General features: G+C 43.8%; 19 protein-coding genes. 16 read left to right on the forward strand and 3 right to left on the reverse strand.

Features of this window, described 5'->3' with window-relative positions:
* The first annotated feature begins 5 nt into the window (after positions 1 to 5).
* The 15 genes from V1467_RS06815 to V1467_RS06885 all read left to right on the forward strand — a co-directional run bounded on the left by V1467_RS06815 (position 6) and on the right by V1467_RS06885 (position 14,285).
* Positions 6 to 1,358: a MotA/TolQ/ExbB proton channel family protein gene (locus V1467_RS06815; RefSeq protein WP_416308043.1), complete on the forward strand. Its 1,353-nt coding sequence runs from the start codon at positions 6 to 8 to the stop codon at positions 1,356 to 1,358.
* A 1-nt stretch (position 1,359) separates the two neighbouring features.
* The gene (locus tag V1467_RS06820; protein ID WP_416308044.1) at positions 1,360 to 1,884 is read left to right on the forward strand and encodes a MotA/TolQ/ExbB proton channel family protein; all 525 of its coding nucleotides are present in this window, start codon (positions 1,360 to 1,362) and stop codon (positions 1,882 to 1,884) included.
* Positions 1,885 to 1,896: 12 nt separating this feature from the next.
* Positions 1,897 to 2,298, forward strand: coding sequence for an ExbD/TolR family protein (locus V1467_RS06825; protein ID WP_416308045.1), 402 nt, complete (start codon positions 1,897 to 1,899; stop codon positions 2,296 to 2,298).
* A 1-nt stretch (position 2,299) separates the two neighbouring features.
* A complete protein-coding gene (locus V1467_RS06830) occupies positions 2,300 to 2,917 on the forward strand; it encodes an energy transducer TonB (protein ID WP_416308046.1) in 618 nt (205 codons plus the stop codon).
* Between the two features lie 5 nt (positions 2,918 to 2,922).
* On the forward strand, positions 2,923 to 4,203 hold the full coding sequence (locus V1467_RS06835; RefSeq protein ID WP_416308661.1) for a hypothetical protein: 1,281 nt from the start codon (positions 2,923 to 2,925) through the stop codon (positions 4,201 to 4,203).
* Between the two features lie 249 nt (positions 4,204 to 4,452).
* Positions 4,453 to 4,839 carry a hypothetical protein gene (locus V1467_RS06840; RefSeq protein ID WP_416308047.1) on the forward strand — a complete coding sequence of 129 codons (387 nt, stop codon included), beginning with the start codon at positions 4,453 to 4,455 and terminating at the stop codon, positions 4,837 to 4,839.
* A 111-nt stretch (positions 4,840 to 4,950) separates the two neighbouring features.
* The gene (locus V1467_RS06845; RefSeq protein WP_416308048.1) at positions 4,951 to 5,787 is read left to right on the forward strand and encodes a DUF692 domain-containing protein; all 837 of its coding nucleotides are present in this window, start codon (positions 4,951 to 4,953) and stop codon (positions 5,785 to 5,787) included.
* Positions 5,788 to 6,528, forward strand: a complete 741-nt coding sequence (locus tag V1467_RS06850) for a DNA-binding domain-containing protein (protein ID WP_416308049.1) — start codon at positions 5,788 to 5,790, stop codon at positions 6,526 to 6,528.
* A gap of 243 nt (positions 6,529 to 6,771) precedes the next feature.
* Positions 6,772 to 7,308, forward strand: a complete 537-nt coding sequence (gene apt / locus V1467_RS06855) for an adenine phosphoribosyltransferase (RefSeq protein WP_416308050.1) — start codon at positions 6,772 to 6,774, stop codon at positions 7,306 to 7,308.
* A gap of 8 nt (positions 7,309 to 7,316) precedes the next feature.
* Positions 7,317 to 9,491, forward strand: coding sequence for a DNA polymerase III subunit gamma/tau (gene dnaX / locus V1467_RS06860; protein WP_416308051.1), 2,175 nt, complete (start codon positions 7,317 to 7,319; stop codon positions 9,489 to 9,491).
* Between the two features lie 17 nt (positions 9,492 to 9,508).
* On the forward strand, positions 9,509 to 9,835 hold the full coding sequence (locus tag V1467_RS06865) for a YbaB/EbfC family nucleoid-associated protein (RefSeq protein WP_416308052.1): 327 nt from the start codon (positions 9,509 to 9,511) through the stop codon (positions 9,833 to 9,835).
* Positions 9,836 to 9,870: 35 nt separating this feature from the next.
* A complete protein-coding gene (gene recR / locus V1467_RS06870) occupies positions 9,871 to 10,470 on the forward strand; it encodes a recombination mediator RecR (protein WP_416308053.1) in 600 nt (199 codons plus the stop codon).
* A 159-nt stretch (positions 10,471 to 10,629) separates the two neighbouring features.
* Complete coding sequence (gene htpG / locus V1467_RS06875) at positions 10,630 to 12,570, forward strand: molecular chaperone HtpG (protein WP_416308054.1); 1,941 nt, start codon at positions 10,630 to 10,632, stop codon at positions 12,568 to 12,570.
* A 198-nt stretch (positions 12,571 to 12,768) separates the two neighbouring features.
* Complete coding sequence (gene adk, locus V1467_RS06880) at positions 12,769 to 13,413, forward strand: adenylate kinase (RefSeq protein ID WP_416308055.1); 645 nt, start codon at positions 12,769 to 12,771, stop codon at positions 13,411 to 13,413.
* A gap of 89 nt (positions 13,414 to 13,502) precedes the next feature.
* Positions 13,503 to 14,285 (forward strand): alpha/beta fold hydrolase, encoded by a 783-nt coding sequence (locus tag V1467_RS06885; protein ID WP_416308056.1) that lies wholly within the window; start codon positions 13,503 to 13,505, stop codon positions 14,283 to 14,285.
* 12 nt (positions 14,286 to 14,297) lie between these two features.
* Here the strand turns inward: V1467_RS06885 and V1467_RS06890 are convergent, their stop codons facing one another.
* From V1467_RS06890 to V1467_RS06900, 3 genes are all read right to left on the reverse strand, one after another.
* Complete coding sequence (locus tag V1467_RS06890) at positions 14,298 to 15,224, reverse strand: tetratricopeptide repeat protein (RefSeq protein ID WP_416308057.1); 927 nt, start codon at positions 15,222 to 15,224, stop codon at positions 14,298 to 14,300.
* Positions 15,225 to 15,421: 197 nt separating this feature from the next.
* The gene (locus tag V1467_RS06895) at positions 15,422 to 15,865 is read right to left on the reverse strand and encodes an Hsp20 family protein (protein WP_416308058.1); all 444 of its coding nucleotides are present in this window, start codon (positions 15,863 to 15,865) and stop codon (positions 15,422 to 15,424) included.
* 229 nt (positions 15,866 to 16,094) lie between these two features.
* On the reverse strand, positions 16,095 to 16,754 hold the full coding sequence (locus V1467_RS06900) for a 2OG-Fe(II) oxygenase (RefSeq protein ID WP_416308059.1): 660 nt from the start codon (positions 16,752 to 16,754) through the stop codon (positions 16,095 to 16,097).
* Positions 16,755 to 16,928: 174 nt separating this feature from the next.
* On the opposite strand from V1467_RS06900, the gene V1467_RS06905 reads away from it, so the two are divergent.
* The gene (locus V1467_RS06905; RefSeq protein ID WP_416308060.1) at positions 16,929 to 17,417 is read left to right on the forward strand and encodes a DUF1456 family protein; all 489 of its coding nucleotides are present in this window, start codon (positions 16,929 to 16,931) and stop codon (positions 17,415 to 17,417) included.
* The last annotated feature ends 106 nt before the right edge of the window (positions 17,418 to 17,523 follow it).

The following is a 17,523-nucleotide window of genomic DNA, read 5'->3' on the forward strand; positions in this document are numbered from 1 at the left end:
TCAGAATGAAAGTATTATTCAAATCTGTCTTACTTACAGCTGCATTGGCTGTAAGTGCAGTTCATGCACAAAATGCAACCACACTGGATCAATTACTGGATCAAGTGAAAAAGAATCGTGTATCTGAAGCACGAATCAATCAAAAACGTGAAGCTGAATTTAATTCTGCCCGTGCTGATAAGCAGGCTCTGTTAAAAAAAGCCCAAGCAGAACTTAAAGCTGAACAAGCACGTGGCGATCGTCTGGCCAAGCAATTTGCTGACAACGAAATTACCTTGGCTAATAAAGAAGTGGAACTTAAAAATGCCACCGGTACTTTAGGTGAGATGTTTGGTGTGGTTCGTCAGGCATCTGCTGAAGCTTATGGACGTATTTCGACATCTATCGTCAGCGCCGAGTACCCGGGGCGCTCTGATTTTCTGGAAGGAATGGCGTCAGAAACGAAAGGTTTGCCAAGCTTAGGTGAACTGGAAGAGCTTTGGTTTGCTATGCAAACTGAAATGACCGAGTCAGGTAAAGTATCACGCTTCAATACTGAGGTAGTGAGCCTGGATGGTGGTTCTAAAACAGAATCTGTTGTTCGTGTTGGTACCTTCAACTTAGTTGGTGAACAAGGCTATCTGGTTTATGACGCTGAAAGTAAACAAGTTTTACCCTTGGGACGTCAACCTGATGCGTACATGACTGATACGGCTGTCGACTTCGCTGAAGAAACTTCCGGGGTTCAGCCCTTCTATGCTGATCCATCTCAAGGTGGCATATTGGGTCTGTTAATCGCTAAAGCGACTATGATGGAACGTTATCATGCTGGTGGATTACCTGGTTATGTTATTACCGGTTTATTCTTCCTGGGTCTATTGATTGCCTTGTATAAGATCATCACATTAACGTTGATCGGTGGCAAAATGCGTGCTCAATTGAAAAATATTGATAATCCTTCAAGCGGTAACCCTCTGGGACGTATCCTGACTGTTTATAAAGAGAATAAAAACGCGGATGTTGAAAATCTGGAATTGAAACTGGATGAAGCTATCTTGCGTGAACTTCCAAGTATTGATAGTGGTATTAATATCATCAAAATCTTGGCCGCTATTGCACCATTACTAGGTTTGTTAGGTACTGTAATCGGTATGATTGCAACCTTCCAGCAAATTACTTTGTTCGGTACAGGCGACCCTAAATTGATGGCTGGTAGTATTTCAATGGCATTGGTTACCACTGCTGAAGGTATTATTGCCGCATTACCTCTACTGTTGCTGCACAGCATGGTGGCGGGTCGTGCAAAATCGATCGTACATATTCTGGACGAGCAGACCGCTGGTATCATCGCTGCTCACGCAGAGGCGGAGAAAGCATAATATGCTATACCTGATTGGATTATGGGAATCGGTCAGGGATTTTATCGCTGCTGGCGGTGACGTTCTGTACGTCGTCGCCATAGCGCTCTTCCTCATGTGGATACTAATGGTAGAGCGTTATTGGTTTCTGACTTCCTCTTTCCCATCAATACAAAAACGTATTGTGGCGGATTGGGAAGCAAGAGCAGACACCAAGTCCTGGTATGCGCATAAGATCCGTGATACATGGATTTCGCAAGCATCAGATAAACTTAGTGAGAGAATGTTATTGATTAAAACGCTAGTTGCTATATGTCCATTAATAGGACTGCTAGGTACAGTAACGGGCATGATCGGAGTGTTTGAGGTCATGGCTGTTCAAGGTACCGGTAATCCCCGTTTGATGGCTGCTGGTATCTCTATGGCGACTATTCCGACAATGGCGGGAATGGTTGCAGCGTTGTCTGGCGTGTTCTTTAGCTCACGTCTGGAAGCTAAAGTGAAGCTTTCCAAAGAAAAATTAATCGATAGCTTGCCTCATCATTAAAGAGAGAATTTTATGGCTCGTAAACATCGTGCAGAAGAAGAAGAAGCAACCATTGATATGACACCGATGCTTGACGTCGTGTTCATCATGTTGATCTTCTTTATTGTAACCACCTCTTTCGTTAAAGAGGCCGGTATAGAAGTAAACAAACCTAAGGCTCAACAAGCCACCAAGCAAAAATCAGCCAACATCTTTATCGCTATTAATGAGAATGGTGATATATGGATGGATAAGCGTGAAGTAGACGTAGAACGTGTTCGTGCCAACCTCGAGAGAATGCTGGCGGAACAACCTACAGACATCGTTATCTTACAAGCTGATGTAAAGACAAAGCATGGTGTTGTAGTTGAGGTAATGGATCAAATCAAAGCAGCTGGCATTGACAGGATCTCGGTAGCAGCAAAGGATAATTAATATGGTTCGTCTAATAGTATCTATACTTTTAGGTGCGGGTATTACCTTTGCTTTGTTTGTGTTGATGGCTGAATTGATTGCTAACTCATCCAGACCACAAGAAGAATCGGCACCGACACCGGTGATTGACATTGTGATGAACGAGCCTGATTCAAATACTCAGGTTCGTAACAGGGTTCCGCCACCGCCACCGCCACCGCCACAACAGCCTCCTAAGTTGGAGCCAGTTGAGCCGGATACAGCGGATGCTAGTAACAACGCGTTATCTTTCAATATTCCTGGTGTGGATGTTGGTGGAGCATCGGTTGATATTGGCGCACCAGGTGCGATGATGCGAGATGGTGAAGCAACACCTATTGTTCGTATCGAACCTAAATATCCAATGCAAGCCGCACGTGATGGAAAAGAGGGCTGGGTACAGTTATCGTTTACCATCAATGAAGTAGGTGGAGTCGATGATGTTGAAGTTATTGATGCAGATCCTAAACGTGTTTTTGACCGCGAAGCCAGACGCGCACTTAGTCGCTGGAAGTACAAGCCTAAGATCGTTGATGGAAAACCGGTTAAACAGTTCAATATGAAAGTGCAGTTGGACTTTAAGTTGGAGGGCGGTTCATAATGAAAATGAGACAGATTTCATTGAAAAAATGGGTAGCAACTTCTGCTTTGTCTTTAGGCCTGATGTCAGTTTCAATGACCAGTTTGGCCCAAACTGCACCAATAGTTTGTCCAGGTTACCAAAAGAGCTCTACCAATATTATCGGAGAACGTGCGGGTAAAAAGGTACAAAAAGCCTTTGAAGCCTATTCTGACGAGACAGTAAATGAAGACTTGCGGGTCAAGAATGCGCTGGATATCTTGTTAGACATTGAAACCGATGGTTTTGATCGTGCTTATGTGGATAAGTTTATTGGTAGTTTGTATGCATCAATAGATCCTAAAAAATCATTGTTCTACTTTAAACGGGCTGCTGATGCCAACATTCTGAACGACGGCGAACAGGCGCAAGCTTTAAGGACAGTCGGCGATTTACAGATGATGGATAAGAATTACGATGCAGCGATAGCCGCTTATCAAAAGTGGATGTCGTTTACCTGTAAAGAAGATCCAGAAGTTTATATCAGAATGTCGCAAGCATATTACGAGTCTGGACAATTACCAAAAATGGTAGATCCTGCTCAGAAAGCTATTGACTTGAATAAAGCATCAGGAAAGCTTAACAAGAATCCCTATTTGCTTAAGTTGACGTCATTTTACGAACGTAAAATGTATCCTCAAACTGTCGCAGTTGCTGAAGAGTTGGTTCGGATCTTTCCGGAGAACAAACAGTGGTGGATTCAGTTAGGCCAGTTTTATTTTCTGGTGGAAGATTATAAGAAAGCATTGTCTACATTAGAGATTGCTTATAATCAGGGCTACTTGGAAAAGCCTAATCAAGTCAAGATATTGGCACAGCTTTATGCAACTAACGAAATCCCGTTTAAGGCGGCAGAGTTGTTAGAAAAGCATACAAAGTCTGGTTTTATTAAAGCTGATGATAAAGTACTGTCGTCTATGGCGAATAGCTATCACCAAGCACGTGAATACAAAAAAGCTGCTTTCTATTATGGTAAAGCTGCAGCTTTGTCCAACGACTCAGATTTGTACCGTAAGCAAGGTACTTTATTACTTGCCGCAGAGGATTATAAAGGTGCTATTTCGGCGCTGAATAAATCTTTGGATGGTACGGATAAAGCTGGTCGTGTTCATATGGCGTTGATGGAAGCATACTTTTATCAAGGTGACTACAAGTCAGCCTATCAGCATGTAAAAGAGGCCAGTAAGGATAGCTCAACTGCGCGAAGTGCAAGAAGTTGGGAACCTTATATAAAAGAAAAGGCCAGCAATAAAGGCGTTAAAATTTAATTAGAAAGCCCCGAAAGGGGCTTTTTTATTGCAAGCATCTGTTAAAGATCTTCGTCAGTTCCTCGTTTCCCTCCGTTCAACACTAAGATATTGTGGATTGATTAGTTGTCGCCTATTGTTAACCAGGCTGAAATTATCGACTTTATTTAAGTTAGATTAATGTTAGCGAAATATTTTGCATTGCAGTCTGGTCTATTTGGATGGACGCCTTAGGGTTAACACCAAATTACAATAAAACAGGAAAACAACATGAAACAAATGAATAAAACCAATATTTCTACAGCAATAGGTGCCGTTGTCGTCAGTCTGTCTGCAGTCAGTTTTTCTGCTACGGCTAATCCATTTACTGCAGATACACTAGATTCAGGTTATATGCTTACTGCGGCAGAAGGAAATTGTGGTGCCGATAAAGCGGATAAAAAAGCCGAAGGTAAATGCGGCGAAGATAAAGCTGGCAAAGAAGGACAATGCGGTGCTGACAAGGCCAAAAAGGAAGGTAAGTGTGGCGAAGCAAAGTGCGGCGCTGACAAAATGAAAAAAGAAGGTAAATGTGGTGGTGATAAAGCCGCTAAAGAAGGCAAATGTGGTGAAGATAAAGCCAAAAAAGAAGGCAGCTGCGGCGAAGATAAAAAGTAGTTAATCTTTGCTTCAGCAGGTATAAAAGGGTCGGTTAGTCCGACCCTTTATTATTTAAAACTGTTAACATCAAATTAATTCTTTTATTTTCAAGCTGTCCAGGTAACTGTTATGTACAAAAGTATTCAAGGAGTCGGATTAGGCCTGCGCAGGGATATGCTGAGCGAAATTCAGCAAGGTTGTAAGCTGGATGTGGATTTTTGGGAGGTCGCTCCGGAAAATTGGATAAAATTAGGCGGTAGCTATGCCCGGCAGCTTGCCGATATGACATCTTGCTATCCTTTCACAACTCATGGATTATCATTATCCATTGGTTCTCCCGAACCGCTAGATCTGCAATTTGTTAAGGCAGTGAAAGGGTTTCTTGATACTCACAATATATCTTTGTACAGCGAACATTTAAGCTATTGTTCCGGACAGGGACATCTATATGACCTGATGCCGATTCCTTTTACTGAAGATGCGGTTGGTTATATTGCGCAACGAGTTAAGCAAGTGCAGGATATTCTTGAACGACCATTAATATTGGAAAACGTGTCTTATTATGCCGCGCCAGGCCAAGAATTATCGGAACTGGAATTTTTATTAGCGGTGCTGGAAGAAGCAGATTGCAAATTGTTGCTGGATATTAACAATATTTATGTCAATTCGGTCAATCATCAATATGATGCCGAAAGTTTTTTATCCGCTATACCGACTAAACGAATTGCATACGGTCATATAGCTGGCCACTATAACGAAGCCGACGATTTGATTGTTGATACTCATGGTGCCGATGTTATCGAACCGGTATGGAAATTATTGGACAGAGCCTATGGCTTGCATGGCATATTCCCGACCTTACTGGAAAGAGATTTCAATATTCCGCCTATGGAAGTATTAATGAAAGAAGTGGATCGTATCAGGCAAATTCAAAATCGCTATTCAACCCACAAGATAACCGCCTAAATGGAAGATTTTCAAACTGTCCAGCAGCAGTTTATTCGGTATATTAAAGATCCGGATAATCACCCCGCACCATCCGGCATAGAAGACCGTCGTCTGAAAATCTATCGCGAATTGTTCTTCAATAATATCCTGGGTTTCCTCACTAATGGATTTCCGGTTTTAGCCTCGCTTTATGGCGAAATACGTTGGCAACAACTAGCCCGTCAGTTTTTTGCCCGGCATGTCTGCGTCTCTCCCTATTTTGTGGATATCAGTAAAGAGTTTATTGATTTCCTGCAAAATGAATATGAAATACAGGATCAAGATCCGGTATTTCTATTGGAACTGGCGCATTACGAATGGGTCGAACTGGACATCAGTATCAGGCAGGCTGACCGAATTGTTAAATGGTGGGATGGCAAGTCGCTAGATGTACCACTTTGCTTTTCTGAATTAGCCTGGTTGTTGAGTTACCCCTATCCGGTGCACAAGATTACACCTGAATACCAGCCGCAGGAAAAGCAGCCGCCAACTTATCTGGTGGTGTACAGAAACAGCCAGGACAAAGTTGAGTTTATGCAGGTTAACGAACTTACCGCGCTTTTACTAACGATAATTCAACAAAACGAAGGAATGTATCTTGAGCAGCTAAAGACTCGTCTGATTGAGGATATTCCTTCAGTACCCGTTGAACAGTTGCATCAGGGAGCCGAACAGATAGTGACAAAAATGCTTCAGCAGCAAATATTAACCACCATTTAAGCTTTAAAGGCCGGTAATTTATTTTCCTATTCTATATTTGCGCTGTTAATTTTACGGTCTTTCTATTACTATTTGCGCGTTAACATCAGTAGGAATAATTCATGTCAGAGCAAGATTATAAAGATCCGTTTAACGCCAAATATGCCTTGTTAGCTTTGGTTACCTTATTGGCATTCCCACTTTTACACGTTATCTGTGGTTGGACGGTTTTTTATCTTTAAATTCAACAAACGGAGTGCGTGAATGTCCGTTGAACAAGTAAAGTCGTCTATCCGAACCATAGCTGATTATCCCAAACCGGGTATTCAGTTTCGTGATGTGACATCTCTAATGGCTGACTCGGCCGCTTTTAATCAAACCATCCAGTTGCTATCCAAACATTATCAAACCCTGCCGTTTGATAAAATAGTAGGAACCGAGGCACGCGGTTTCATTTTTGGCGCTCCTTTAGCGATTGCGTTGGGGGTAGGATTTGTACCTGTGCGTAAGCCAAATAAACTGCCAGGTGCGGTGCATAGCCAGTCCTATGAGCTGGAATATGGTGAAGACTGTCTGGAGATCCATCAGGATGCGATCAAGCCCGGTGAACGGGTTCTTATGATTGACGACTTATTGGCAACTGGTGGCACCATATTAGCCACTGCCAGTTTGATCCAGAAAATGGGCGGGATTGTGGAACACGCAGGATTTGTTATTTCTTTACCTGATCTGGGTGGCGAAAGTGCCCTCAAGGCCAAGGGAATTACATCCTACTCCTTATGTCAGTTTGAAGGCGATTAGGCTAGCGAATGAACTATCAGGTATTGGCCAGGAAATGGCGGCCGCAAAATTTTGCCCAGTTAGTTGGCCAGGAACATGTCGTAACGGCTATATCCAATGCACTGGACAATAATCGCTTACATCATGCTTACCTGTTTACCGGCACCCGTGGTGTGGGTAAAACGACTATTGCGCGTATTTTTTCGAAAAGCCTGAATTGCGAGCAGGGAATGAGTTCGACGCCCTGTGGTCAATGCCCTACCTGCCAGGAAATCGATCAGGGGCGTTTTATTGATTTACTCGAAATTGATGCCGCATCCCGTACCAAAGTAGAGGACACAAGGGAACTACTGGATAACGTGCAGTACAAGCCTACACGTGGCCAATATAAAGTTTACCTGATTGATGAAGTGCATATGCTGTCCAAACATAGTTTCAATGCACTATTGAAAACGCTGGAAGAGCCACCTCCGCACGTCAAATTTTTATTGGCCACTACCGATCCACAAAAATTGCCGGTTACCATTTTATCCCGTTGCTTGCAGTTTAATCTTAAGGCGATGTCACGGGAACAGATCAGTGGACAACTTGGATATATTCTGGGTGAAGAAGGGCTGAAATTTGAACCCGAAGCTCTGGCACAGTTAGCCCGTGCTGCTAACGGCAGTATGCGGGACGCGTTAAGTTTGACCGATCAGGCTATTGCGCAGGGCAACGGGCAAGTCAATCTGGCGGTGGTGACTGATATGCTTGGCTTAATGGATAAAAACCAGGTATTAAAACTACTTAAAGCCATTCTGGAAGGTCAGAACCAGCAGATGCTCCAGCAATTGGATGATTTAGCCAGCCAATCGGTTGACTATTCACAGCTATTAGCCGAACTGCTGAGTCTGTTGCATCAAGTTGCCTTAACTCAAATGGTGCCCGAAGTGTGTAAACTGGAAACCATTGCAGCCCGTGCTATTTATCATTTGGCCAGCTCAGTTCCGGCCGAGCAAATTCAGTTGTTGTACCAAATAGCGTTACAAGGTCGCAAAGATTTACCTTATGCAATGGATGGGCGCAGCGGTATCGAAATGACATTGTTGCGTATGCTGGCGTTCAATCCCCAACGGCAATTGTCATCGGCACAGTTTATTGCGCAAAATCAACCTGTAGCTCAGCCTCCCGCAGCTGCAGCGGCGGCAGAACAAAGTACAGATTTTTCCGGTCAGGAAGCTGAGTCAACCGCCATCGACCAACAACAGCTTAACCAGCAGCAAGAGCATATTTGGCAACAGGCAGAGCAGTTTCACTCCCGGCAAGAACCGACAGATAACCTGACGATAGAAGCCGAAACTGTCGAAAGTGCACCTAACGAGACTGAACATGAGCCAGAACGGCCATCCTTAATTGAACAACCATCCTCGCCGTTATCACAAACCGAGAGCTTGTTGGCGTTGCGACGAGGTTTACGCCAAAATCAACAAGAGGCATCACAGCCAAAAAAGCCTGAAGCGGTAGAACCCGCCGTTGAATTAAATCAACCGGAATTACCCCCTTTAGCTGAACCGGATTTCGTTGCGGATCATACTGATGCTCAATCTATAGAGCCAGAGCCAGAGCCAGAATCAGCCGAACCGCTGCAAACAACGCCGGTGCCGAATGAATCCGGCAACAGTGAAATCCCGCCTTGGGCATTATCGGTTAATCAGCTACCTGCAATAGCTGAGGATGAAACTCAAACTCCCGAGTTGGATATGCAGGATTTGCTGAATCAGGTGGTGGATGTTCCGGTTAATATCGATATTCCAACTTTCCTGGATGATGGCCAAAAAGTCACTCAGGCTAAACAACTGGATAACTGGAGTGATATTATCGAGCAATCGGGAGTAGGCGGTTTGACCAAACAGTTGGCTCTGCAGTCATCGATGCACAAGCAGGATAGTCTATGCCAGTTAACATTGCCTGAAGCGCTACAGCATCTAAACAACGATACGGCCCGGATTCAGTTACAATCTGCATTGTCTGAATTATGGCAGCAGCCTGTGGAGTTACAAGTAGACAAAGGCGAGCCGGAAAATACTCCTTTTGCCATTCAACAGAGTATCAATAAAATGCGTCAACAATACGCGCAGCAAGTGATTAACAGCGATACAAATATCCAATTTTTTCAACAGCAGTTCGATGCTCAGCTTGTCGAAAACAGCATCGAACCCAGATAGATTAGAGAGAGAACATTATGTTTAAAGGTGGCATGGGTAACATCATGAAGCAGGCGCAACAAATGCAAGAGCGCATGCAAAAAAGTCAGGAAGAGCTGGCCAATATTGAAGTGGTCGGTGAAGCGGGCGCGGGAATGGTTAAGGTGACTATGACCTGTAACCATAACGTGCGTCAGGTTGAAATTGATCCGTCACTGATGGATGACGAAAAAGATATGATTGAAGATTTGGTGGCAGCAGCGATTAACGATGCGGTGAGACGTGTACAAGAAACCACTAAAGAGAAAATGTCTGATGTAACCGGAGGAATGCAAATGCCGCCGGGTTTTAAAATGCCATTCTGATTAGCAATCAAGATATCAGCAATTTGTAGGTATTCATGAAATTTAGTCCTCTTATCACTGAACTCATTACCAGTTTGAAATGTTTGCCCGGTGTCGGGCAAAAAAGCGCTCAGCGCATGGCATTTCATTTACTGGAGCGCAACCGTCCTGGCGCTTTGACACTAAGCCAAACTCTGCACAACGCGATGGAGCATGTTCATCATTGTCAACAGTGTCGAACCTTTACCGAAAGCCGTTTGTGCGAAATATGTGCAGACCCGGTGCGCGGACAAAGTGAGTTATTGTGTATTGTTGAATCACCACAGGATATGTTGGCCATTGAATTAACGTCCGAGTTCAAAGGCCGTTATTTTGTCTTGATGGGGCATTTGTCACCCATTGACGGCATTGGACCTTCGGACATCGGTTTAGATGAATTATCCGCTATTTTGCAGCAACAGGCGGTAGAAGAAGTCATTCTAGCCACCAATCCCACTGTCGAAGGCGAGGCTACCGCTCACTATATTGCCGATATTTGTCGCGATAATAACATACAGGCAAGTCGCATTGCCCATGGTGTGCCCTTTGGCGGCGAGCTTGAGTTTATCGATGGTAATACGCTAACTCACGCATTTACCGGACGTAAAAGCTTTTAAGCGTCTTATTTGAGGACACTTTGGTGAGTTTGGCTGACCAGCTCACTATTTTCGCCGATTTATCAGTATTTTTAACCGCCCTACGCTTGAAAAAAAAGCGCCAGCCCTTATCTCCTAGCATGTAATTAAATTAAGCAATGCAGCAGGAGAATAATTGCTATGGCTGAAGTAGCCCATCAAGAAACCCATGGTTTTCAGACAGAAGTTAAACAACTTCTACAGCTGATGATCCATTCTCTTTATTCGAATAAAGAAATCTTCCTTCGTGAACTGGTATCTAATGCCGCCGATGCCGCAGATAAGCTGCGTTTTCGTGCGCTTTCTAATGATGCTCTTTATGAAAATGATGGCGATCTGCGAGTTCGTATTTCTGTCAACAAAGATGCCGGAACAATCACCATTGCTGATAATGGTATTGGTATGACTCGTGATGAAGTGATAGAGCATTTAGGTACTATCGCCAAGTCCGGAACCAAAGAATTTTTCGGTCAATTATCCGGTGATCAGGCCAAAGATTCACAACTGATTGGTCAGTTCGGGGTCGGTTTCTATTCGTCCTTTATCGTCGCTGATAACGTGATTGTCAGAAGTCGTGCAGCGGGCGCAGATGCCAGTCAAGGCGTAGAGTGGACTTCTGCCGGAGAAGGCGAGTTTACTGTAGCCGATATTGAAAAAGCCGATCGTGGTACCGAAATCATTCTGCATTTGCGAGAAGAGGAACAAGAATTCCTGGATGACTGGCGCTTACGTTCTATTGTGGGCAAATACTCTGATCACATCAGCATTCCTGTGCAAATGTATAAAGAAGAGCAACCTGAGCGAGATGGCCCTAAAGGACCGGATGGTGAAGAAGGTGAAAAAATCCCTGCTGTTCCTGCTCATTGGGAAGCGGTTAACAAAGCTACGGCATTGTGGAATCGTGATAAATCTGAAGTCAGTGATGACGAATATAAAGAATTCTACAAGCATATTTCCCATGACTTTGGCGATCCGTTGCATTGGTCACACAACAAGGTTGAAGGGAAAACCGAATATACCAGCCTATTGTATATTCCGGCTAAAGCCCCTTACGATCTGTGGAATCGTGATCAGAAACACGGCTTGAAACTGTTTGTCCAGCGGGTATTTATTATGGACGATGCAGAACAGTTTATGCCTACGTACCTGCGTTTTGTTAAAGGTTTGCTGGACTCCAACGACCTACCCTTGAACGTTTCCCGTGAGATTTTGCAAGATAACAAGATTACCCAGGCAATGCGTCAGGGCTGTACCAAGCGCGTGTTACAAATGCTGGAGCGCATGGCCAAGAACGATGCGGACAAATATCAGACCTTCTGGAACGAATTCGGTAACGTCATCAAAGAAGGTCCGGCAGAGGATTATGCCAATAAAGACAAGATCGCCGCGTTATTGCGCTTTGCCTCAACGCACAGCGATTCCGACGAGCAAAATATATCTTTAGACGATTACATCAGCCGCATGAAAGAAGGTCAGAGCAAAATATACTTTGTCTCTGCCGATAGTCATAAGGCAGCCAAGAACAGCCCGCACCTTGAAGTGTTCCGCAAGAAAGGCATCGAAGTATTGTTGTTGTCCGACCGTATCGATGAATGGTTAATGCAGCACTTAACCGAGTACGCTGAAAAGTCGTTGCAATCGATCAGTCGTGGTGACCTGGATCTGGGTGATCTGGATGATGAAGAAAGCAAACAGGCTCAGGAAAAAGCCGAGCAAGAAGTAAAAGGCGTATTGGAGCGTGCTAAAACAGTATTAGGTGATAAAGTCACCGATGTTAAGTTTACTCACCGTTTGACTGGCTCGCCGGCTTGCGTGGTCGTCGACGAGCACGGTATGAGTACCCAAATGCTTAAATTGATGGAAGCGGCAGGACAGCCGGTACCGGAAGCCAAATATACGCTGGAGCTAAACCCCGAACATCAACTGGTTAAACTGATGGCAGATGAACAGGATGAAGCCCGTTTTGCCCAGTGGAGTGAAGTGTTGTTCGAGCAAGCTTCACTCTCGGAGCAGGGCAGCTTGAAAGATCCTGCCGCCTTCGTACAGAAGTTGAATCAACTATTGCTAGATTTGGCAAAATAGCAAAGTATGATGTTGTCCCCGAAGGTAATAAGCTTATTACTTTCGGGGCGATACCTAAAAAACTATGACTTAATTGCAGTTAATCCAATAACAACGATTTTTGCGCCAATATGGTGCGTAATAATCTTGTAACCTGTTGATTGAGTGTGTAAAGTCCCGTGTTTAAAATAAACAGAGATACGCGAGAGGAACTACGGTATGCGCATCATTCTTCTTGGCGCTCCCGGTGCAGGAAAAGGCACACAAGCCCAGTTTTTAATGGGTAAGTACGGGATCCCACAAATATCCACCGGCGATATGCTAAGGGCTGCTATTAAAGCAGGCACTGAACTTGGTCTTGAAGCCAAAAAAGTGATGGATGAAGGTAAACTGGTATCTGATGATCTGATGATCGGTCTGGTTAAAGAACGGATAGCTCAGCAAGATTGCCACAACGGTTTCTTACTGGACGGTTTTCCGCGCACCATCCCGCAAGCCGATGCGATGGTGGAAAATGGTGTCAAGGTCGATCATGTGATCGAGTTTGCCGTGCCTGATGATGTGATTGTTTCGCGCATGAGCGGAAGACGTGTGCATCCTGCGTCCGGTCGAGTTTATCATGTCGAGTTTAATCCTCCTGCAGAAGAAGGCAAAGATGATAAGACAGGCGAAGAACTGGTTATTCGTCCTGATGATCAGGAAGATACAGTACGTAAGCGTTTGAGCATTTATCATGAGCAAACCGAACCTCTAGTCAGCTATTATAAAAAACAGGCCGACCAAGGGTTGTGTCAGTATCATCGCATTGAAGGTACTAAACCGGTGGAAGAAGTGAGCCAAACTCTGGCAGCCTTGTTGGGTTAAATAGCCTAAGGTAAATCATCAGGGTTAAACCAGATTAACAAATGTAATAGCCCACAACATGTGGGCTTTTTTATGCGACAGGATAAATAATGCGGCCTAATAACCAGACTGTTTTAGCGGGTGTCAAAATCAGTGGAGCAGGGCGACCACTGGTGTTATTGCATAGCTCAATGAGCAGTGGAAAACAGTGGACAAAATTGGTCCAACAGCTAAAGGACAATCATCAAATCATCAATATCGATCTGCTGGGGTACGGCGATGCACCTCAGCCGGATCGAAATACAGTATTTTCTTTGCAATATGAAACTCGTCGAATTGAATCAATACTGGCTGAGCTTGGTGTTGAACAATTTGATCTGGTTGGCCATTCCTATGGCGGTGCTACCGCGTTAAAGTTTACTTACGAGAACCCTTCGAGAGTAAACAGGCTGGTAGTCTTCGAACCTGTCGCTTTCCATTTACTGGCTGCCGATAATCCTGCCCGGCAAGATGTTGTGCAGCTTGGCAATTCGATGGCTGAAATGTCTGACTTTGAAGCAGCAGAATCTTTTCTGGATTACTGGAATGGGCAAGGTTACTTCGCCAGTATTCCCGATTTTGTCCGTCAGCCGCTGCTAAATAGGGTGTATAAAGGCGTGCTGGATTTTACCGCGTTATTAGGTGAATCCTATCAGTTATCGGACTATGCGAATATTGTGCAGCCGACATTGTTGCTGAGCGGTGAAAAAACACGTCGTAGTGCGCAGGCCGTTGTTCACGAATTAAGCCAGCATTTACCTAATAGCCATATGCAGGTGACTCCAGGTGGGCATATGGCACCAATTAGTCATGCGGATACAGTTAACCAGTATATCGTGGATTTTCTGGATTAGCCTCGCTAAGGGCTAGTTGGAGATTTTAGACAACATGCTGGATATTTGCTGATAAAGCGGTTGATGTATTGTTGGTATTGGTTGCTCGTTTAACTGGGCGAGTATTTGTTTGGCGGTATTCGTATCTTGTTGAGCAAGCTTTATTTCAGCCAATCGTAACTGAACTAAAATAATACCGTTATCAAACTGGGCGTGTTGTGCTAGTTCCAATGCCTGTTGATAAATTTTTTCGGCGTCAGCAATACGTCCTAATCGCTGCAAAGCGCGACCTAGATTGTAATTAGCTACCGCTATTTGTTGTTTGTTACCCAGCTCCAGTGCTGCTTTGTTGGCTTTTTGCAAATAGTCCAGTTGTTTGTCTGGCTGATCAGTTTGCCTGTATAAATCACCTAGATTGCTATACAACTCGAGTTTAAAGTGAGCATCTTGGCTGTGGGAATATCGCTGTTCCAATTCCAGCAGCATAGATTCTGCCTGAGAATATTGATGCAAGTAGAGTTGTAAATTAGTGATGTCAACATAACGCATCAGACTGAAGGAGGCCTGATTAATAGTCTTGATAAGATCAATCGCACTTTGCAGATAGTGCTTGGCGTCGTCGGTTTTTCCTTCTTGTGCCAGCATTTTGGCGTGATAGGTTAATACCGTTGATTTAAGTACCGGCGGTAAGTCATCTCGGTCAACAAGAGGCTGCAATTCTTTTTTAAGCCAGTTGAATTTCTGCAATGTACTTAGTGAGTTCAATTGCAATTGTTTAACCCGGTTCCACTTGAGACTGTTAATTTGGAGGGTTAACAACTTGTTGGTTGACCATTCAAGGCAAGCTGAGGGATCAAGAGAACAAAGCTCTATCTGTTTTTGGTCATCAGTTACATCAGCCTGCGCAGGGAGCAATAAACCGAGTAGCGTAACTATTGTCAGGAAACCTTTTATTATCATTATACACGCCGATGACAACACCAAATGTTTTAGAGACCGTCGAAGAGACGAAACCGCAAGATACTATCACAAGTACTATGACGTCGGTACTTTGGCGTATTATATCCATGCGGATATTACCTCAAACTTATTTTGCAGACATAAAAAAGCGGCTTATCAGGCCGCTTTTATCAGAGAGACAGTAAAGGTTAACGAGCTTATTCGGTTTTGTTCTCGATTAAGCTGTTACCAATTTGAATCTTGCGTGGTTTCTTGGCTTCGGGAATTAATCGTTCCAAATCAATGTGCAGTAACCCGTTTTGCAGGTCCGCTGACAGCACTTTGACATGGTCGCCTAATTGAAACTTGCGTTCAAAATTGCGCTCTGAAATACCCTTATGCAGGAATTTACGTTCCTCATCTTTAGCCTGTTTATTACCCGTCACCAGCAAGGTGTTTTCCTGGGCTTCGATTTCGATTTGATCTTCAGCGAAACCGGCTACAGCCATGGTAATTCGGTACTTGTCTTCGGCTAACAGTTCGATGTTATAAGGTGGATAAGTGGTTTGTTTTTCATTTCGCGAGGCACTGTCAATCATAGATGCCAAGTGGTCAAAACCAATGAAAGAACGGTAAAGTGGAGATAGATCGATGTTACGCATTTGCATATCCTCTTAATTAAGCAATATGTGATGGCAAGTCGTTTTTTGTGGTGACTGCACCATCAATTTCAAGTTTGCCCCGATAATCGGCGGCGGTTTTATCGACCCTGTCGGCGTCGATAATTTATATATATGGCAGGCCAATCTTTTTTCAACAAGAAAATATAAAATAAAATATAACTAATTGATTAATAAGTATTTTAAGTTGTATTTTTATTGTTGACAGCGATTATCTGGAGGGATCAATTGAATCACCCAGACTGTTATTCACCCGGAACCAACCGGTTAGGCTGTAGCGATCTTTGCGGGCGGCTAACACTTCGTGCGGAAAACGTTCGCTTAGAAACAGGATAAACGAACCTAACTTGGGTGTAACAGTGACAAAGGGGATTTTAACCTTTTTGCGATACATTAATAACTCGCCACCATCAGCCGGATCCCAGTCCGGATTTAGGTAGAGTACAGTGGATAATACGCGGTTGGTATTGCCTTTGAAGGCGTCCAGATGGCGTTTGTAATAAGCACCTTGACTGTAATGAGCAAAATGGCACTCATAGTCGAACAATCCCATAAACAGGCGACGATTCAGCTCTGTACGCAGTTCTGACATAATTTTCAGATATTGTTGCTCAAACCCGTTTTGGCCATTTAACCAATGAATCTCATCGGTGCGTACAAACTGGTTAATTTGCTGGTCTGTTGCTCGTCCAATGGCGGCTCGTTTAAAATAATCCGCGGGTAACTGGCGCACCTGTATGGCTAACTGGCTAATTAGCTCCGGAGGGAAAAAGTCATCGATAAGGCAATAGCCGCTATCAACCAATGCATCGGCAATGAGATCAAACTTGATAGTAAGATCAAGGTTATCTGCTAGAGCGAACGCGCCCATAGGATTTCGCAATCAGTTAAAGGTGACGCTTTATATACGCAAATTATGATTTTGTCATCGCAAAAATGTGTAAATTGGATTTTTTATTTAAATGCATCCCACGACAGGCCCAATTCAGGTTAAAATAGTATTTTTAAACGCATTGATTTGCGTGTTATTACCACGGAATTTTGCATGATCCACAATGATGTTTTACGCCGCTTACGCTATGCCCTGACGATTAACGATACTGCCGCTATTGCAATATTCAAACTGGCTGACTACGACATGGAGCTAGAGTATTTGCATGGCATCATGAAAAAAGAAGATGAGCCGGGCTTTGTTCAATGTCGCGATAAAGTATTGTCATTATTTTTAGATGGATTGATCTATAAAAATCGTGGCAAACAAGAGGGTAGGGAACCTACAGTACTTGAGCCGGGCGAAAAGCTTAGCAACAACGAAATTTTGAAGAAAATTCGTATCGCGCTGACGTTGCAGGAACAGGATATTATCAACATTATGCAACTGGCCAACTTCAAGTTGGGCAAAAGTGAATTATCGGCTTTGTTCAGAAATCCCCAGCATCGCAATTACAAGGAATGTGGCGATCAGTTTTTGCGTAATTTTTTGCAAGGATTGACTAAAAAATACCGTCCAGCGGATCATTGGCAACCCCAATAATATATTGTTAGTGGCCATACTCCAGGCTTGTTCCTGACAGGATTGGAATATGCTCCATCCCTGGGAATAAAAAAAACGGCGATTAATACGCCGTTTTTTTATCTAA

The sequence above is a fragment of the Neptunicella plasticusilytica genome, from assembly GCF_047922965.1.
GTDB classification, from domain to species: domain Bacteria; phylum Pseudomonadota; class Gammaproteobacteria; order Enterobacterales; family Alteromonadaceae; genus Neptunicella; species Neptunicella plasticusilytica.

Excerpts from the sequence above, each read along its gene's own strand:
- htpG (WP_416308054.1), top strand. The coding sequence starts at position 10,630 with ATGGCTGAAGTAGCCCATCAAGAAACCCATGGTTTTCAGACAGAAGTT.
- recR (WP_416308053.1), top strand. The coding sequence starts at position 9,871 with ATGAAATTTAGTCCTCTTATCACTGAACTCATTACCAGTTTGAAATGT.
- V1467_RS06900 (WP_416308059.1), bottom strand. The coding sequence starts at position 16,754 with ATGGGCGCGTTCGCTCTAGCAGATAACCTTGATCTTACTATCAAGTTT.
- V1467_RS06825 (WP_416308045.1), top strand. The coding sequence starts at position 1,897 with ATGGCTCGTAAACATCGTGCAGAAGAAGAAGAAGCAACCATTGATATG.
- V1467_RS06850 (WP_416308049.1), top strand. The coding sequence starts at position 5,788 with ATGGAAGATTTTCAAACTGTCCAGCAGCAGTTTATTCGGTATATTAAA.
- V1467_RS06835 (WP_416308661.1), top strand. The coding sequence starts at position 2,923 with ATGAGACAGATTTCATTGAAAAAATGGGTAGCAACTTCTGCTTTGTCT.
- V1467_RS06890 (WP_416308057.1), bottom strand. The coding sequence starts at position 15,224 with ATGATAATAAAAGGTTTCCTGACAATAGTTACGCTACTCGGTTTATTG.
- dnaX (WP_416308051.1), top strand. The coding sequence starts at position 7,317 with ATGAACTATCAGGTATTGGCCAGGAAATGGCGGCCGCAAAATTTTGCC.
- adk (WP_416308055.1), top strand. The coding sequence starts at position 12,769 with ATGCGCATCATTCTTCTTGGCGCTCCCGGTGCAGGAAAAGGCACACAA.
- V1467_RS06830 (WP_416308046.1), top strand. The coding sequence starts at position 2,300 with ATGGTTCGTCTAATAGTATCTATACTTTTAGGTGCGGGTATTACCTTT.
- V1467_RS06820 (WP_416308044.1), top strand. The coding sequence starts at position 1,360 with ATGCTATACCTGATTGGATTATGGGAATCGGTCAGGGATTTTATCGCT.
- V1467_RS06845 (WP_416308048.1), top strand. The coding sequence starts at position 4,951 with ATGTACAAAAGTATTCAAGGAGTCGGATTAGGCCTGCGCAGGGATATG.
- V1467_RS06905 (WP_416308060.1), top strand. The coding sequence starts at position 16,929 with ATGATCCACAATGATGTTTTACGCCGCTTACGCTATGCCCTGACGATT.
- V1467_RS06815 (WP_416308043.1), top strand. The coding sequence starts at position 6 with ATGAAAGTATTATTCAAATCTGTCTTACTTACAGCTGCATTGGCTGTA.
- apt (WP_416308050.1), top strand. The coding sequence starts at position 6,772 with ATGTCCGTTGAACAAGTAAAGTCGTCTATCCGAACCATAGCTGATTAT.
- V1467_RS06840 (WP_416308047.1), top strand. The coding sequence starts at position 4,453 with ATGAAACAAATGAATAAAACCAATATTTCTACAGCAATAGGTGCCGTT.
- V1467_RS06895 (WP_416308058.1), bottom strand. The coding sequence starts at position 15,865 with ATGCGTAACATCGATCTATCTCCACTTTACCGTTCTTTCATTGGTTTT.
- V1467_RS06885 (WP_416308056.1), top strand. The coding sequence starts at position 13,503 with ATGCGGCCTAATAACCAGACTGTTTTAGCGGGTGTCAAAATCAGTGGA.
- V1467_RS06865 (WP_416308052.1), top strand. The coding sequence starts at position 9,509 with ATGTTTAAAGGTGGCATGGGTAACATCATGAAGCAGGCGCAACAAATG.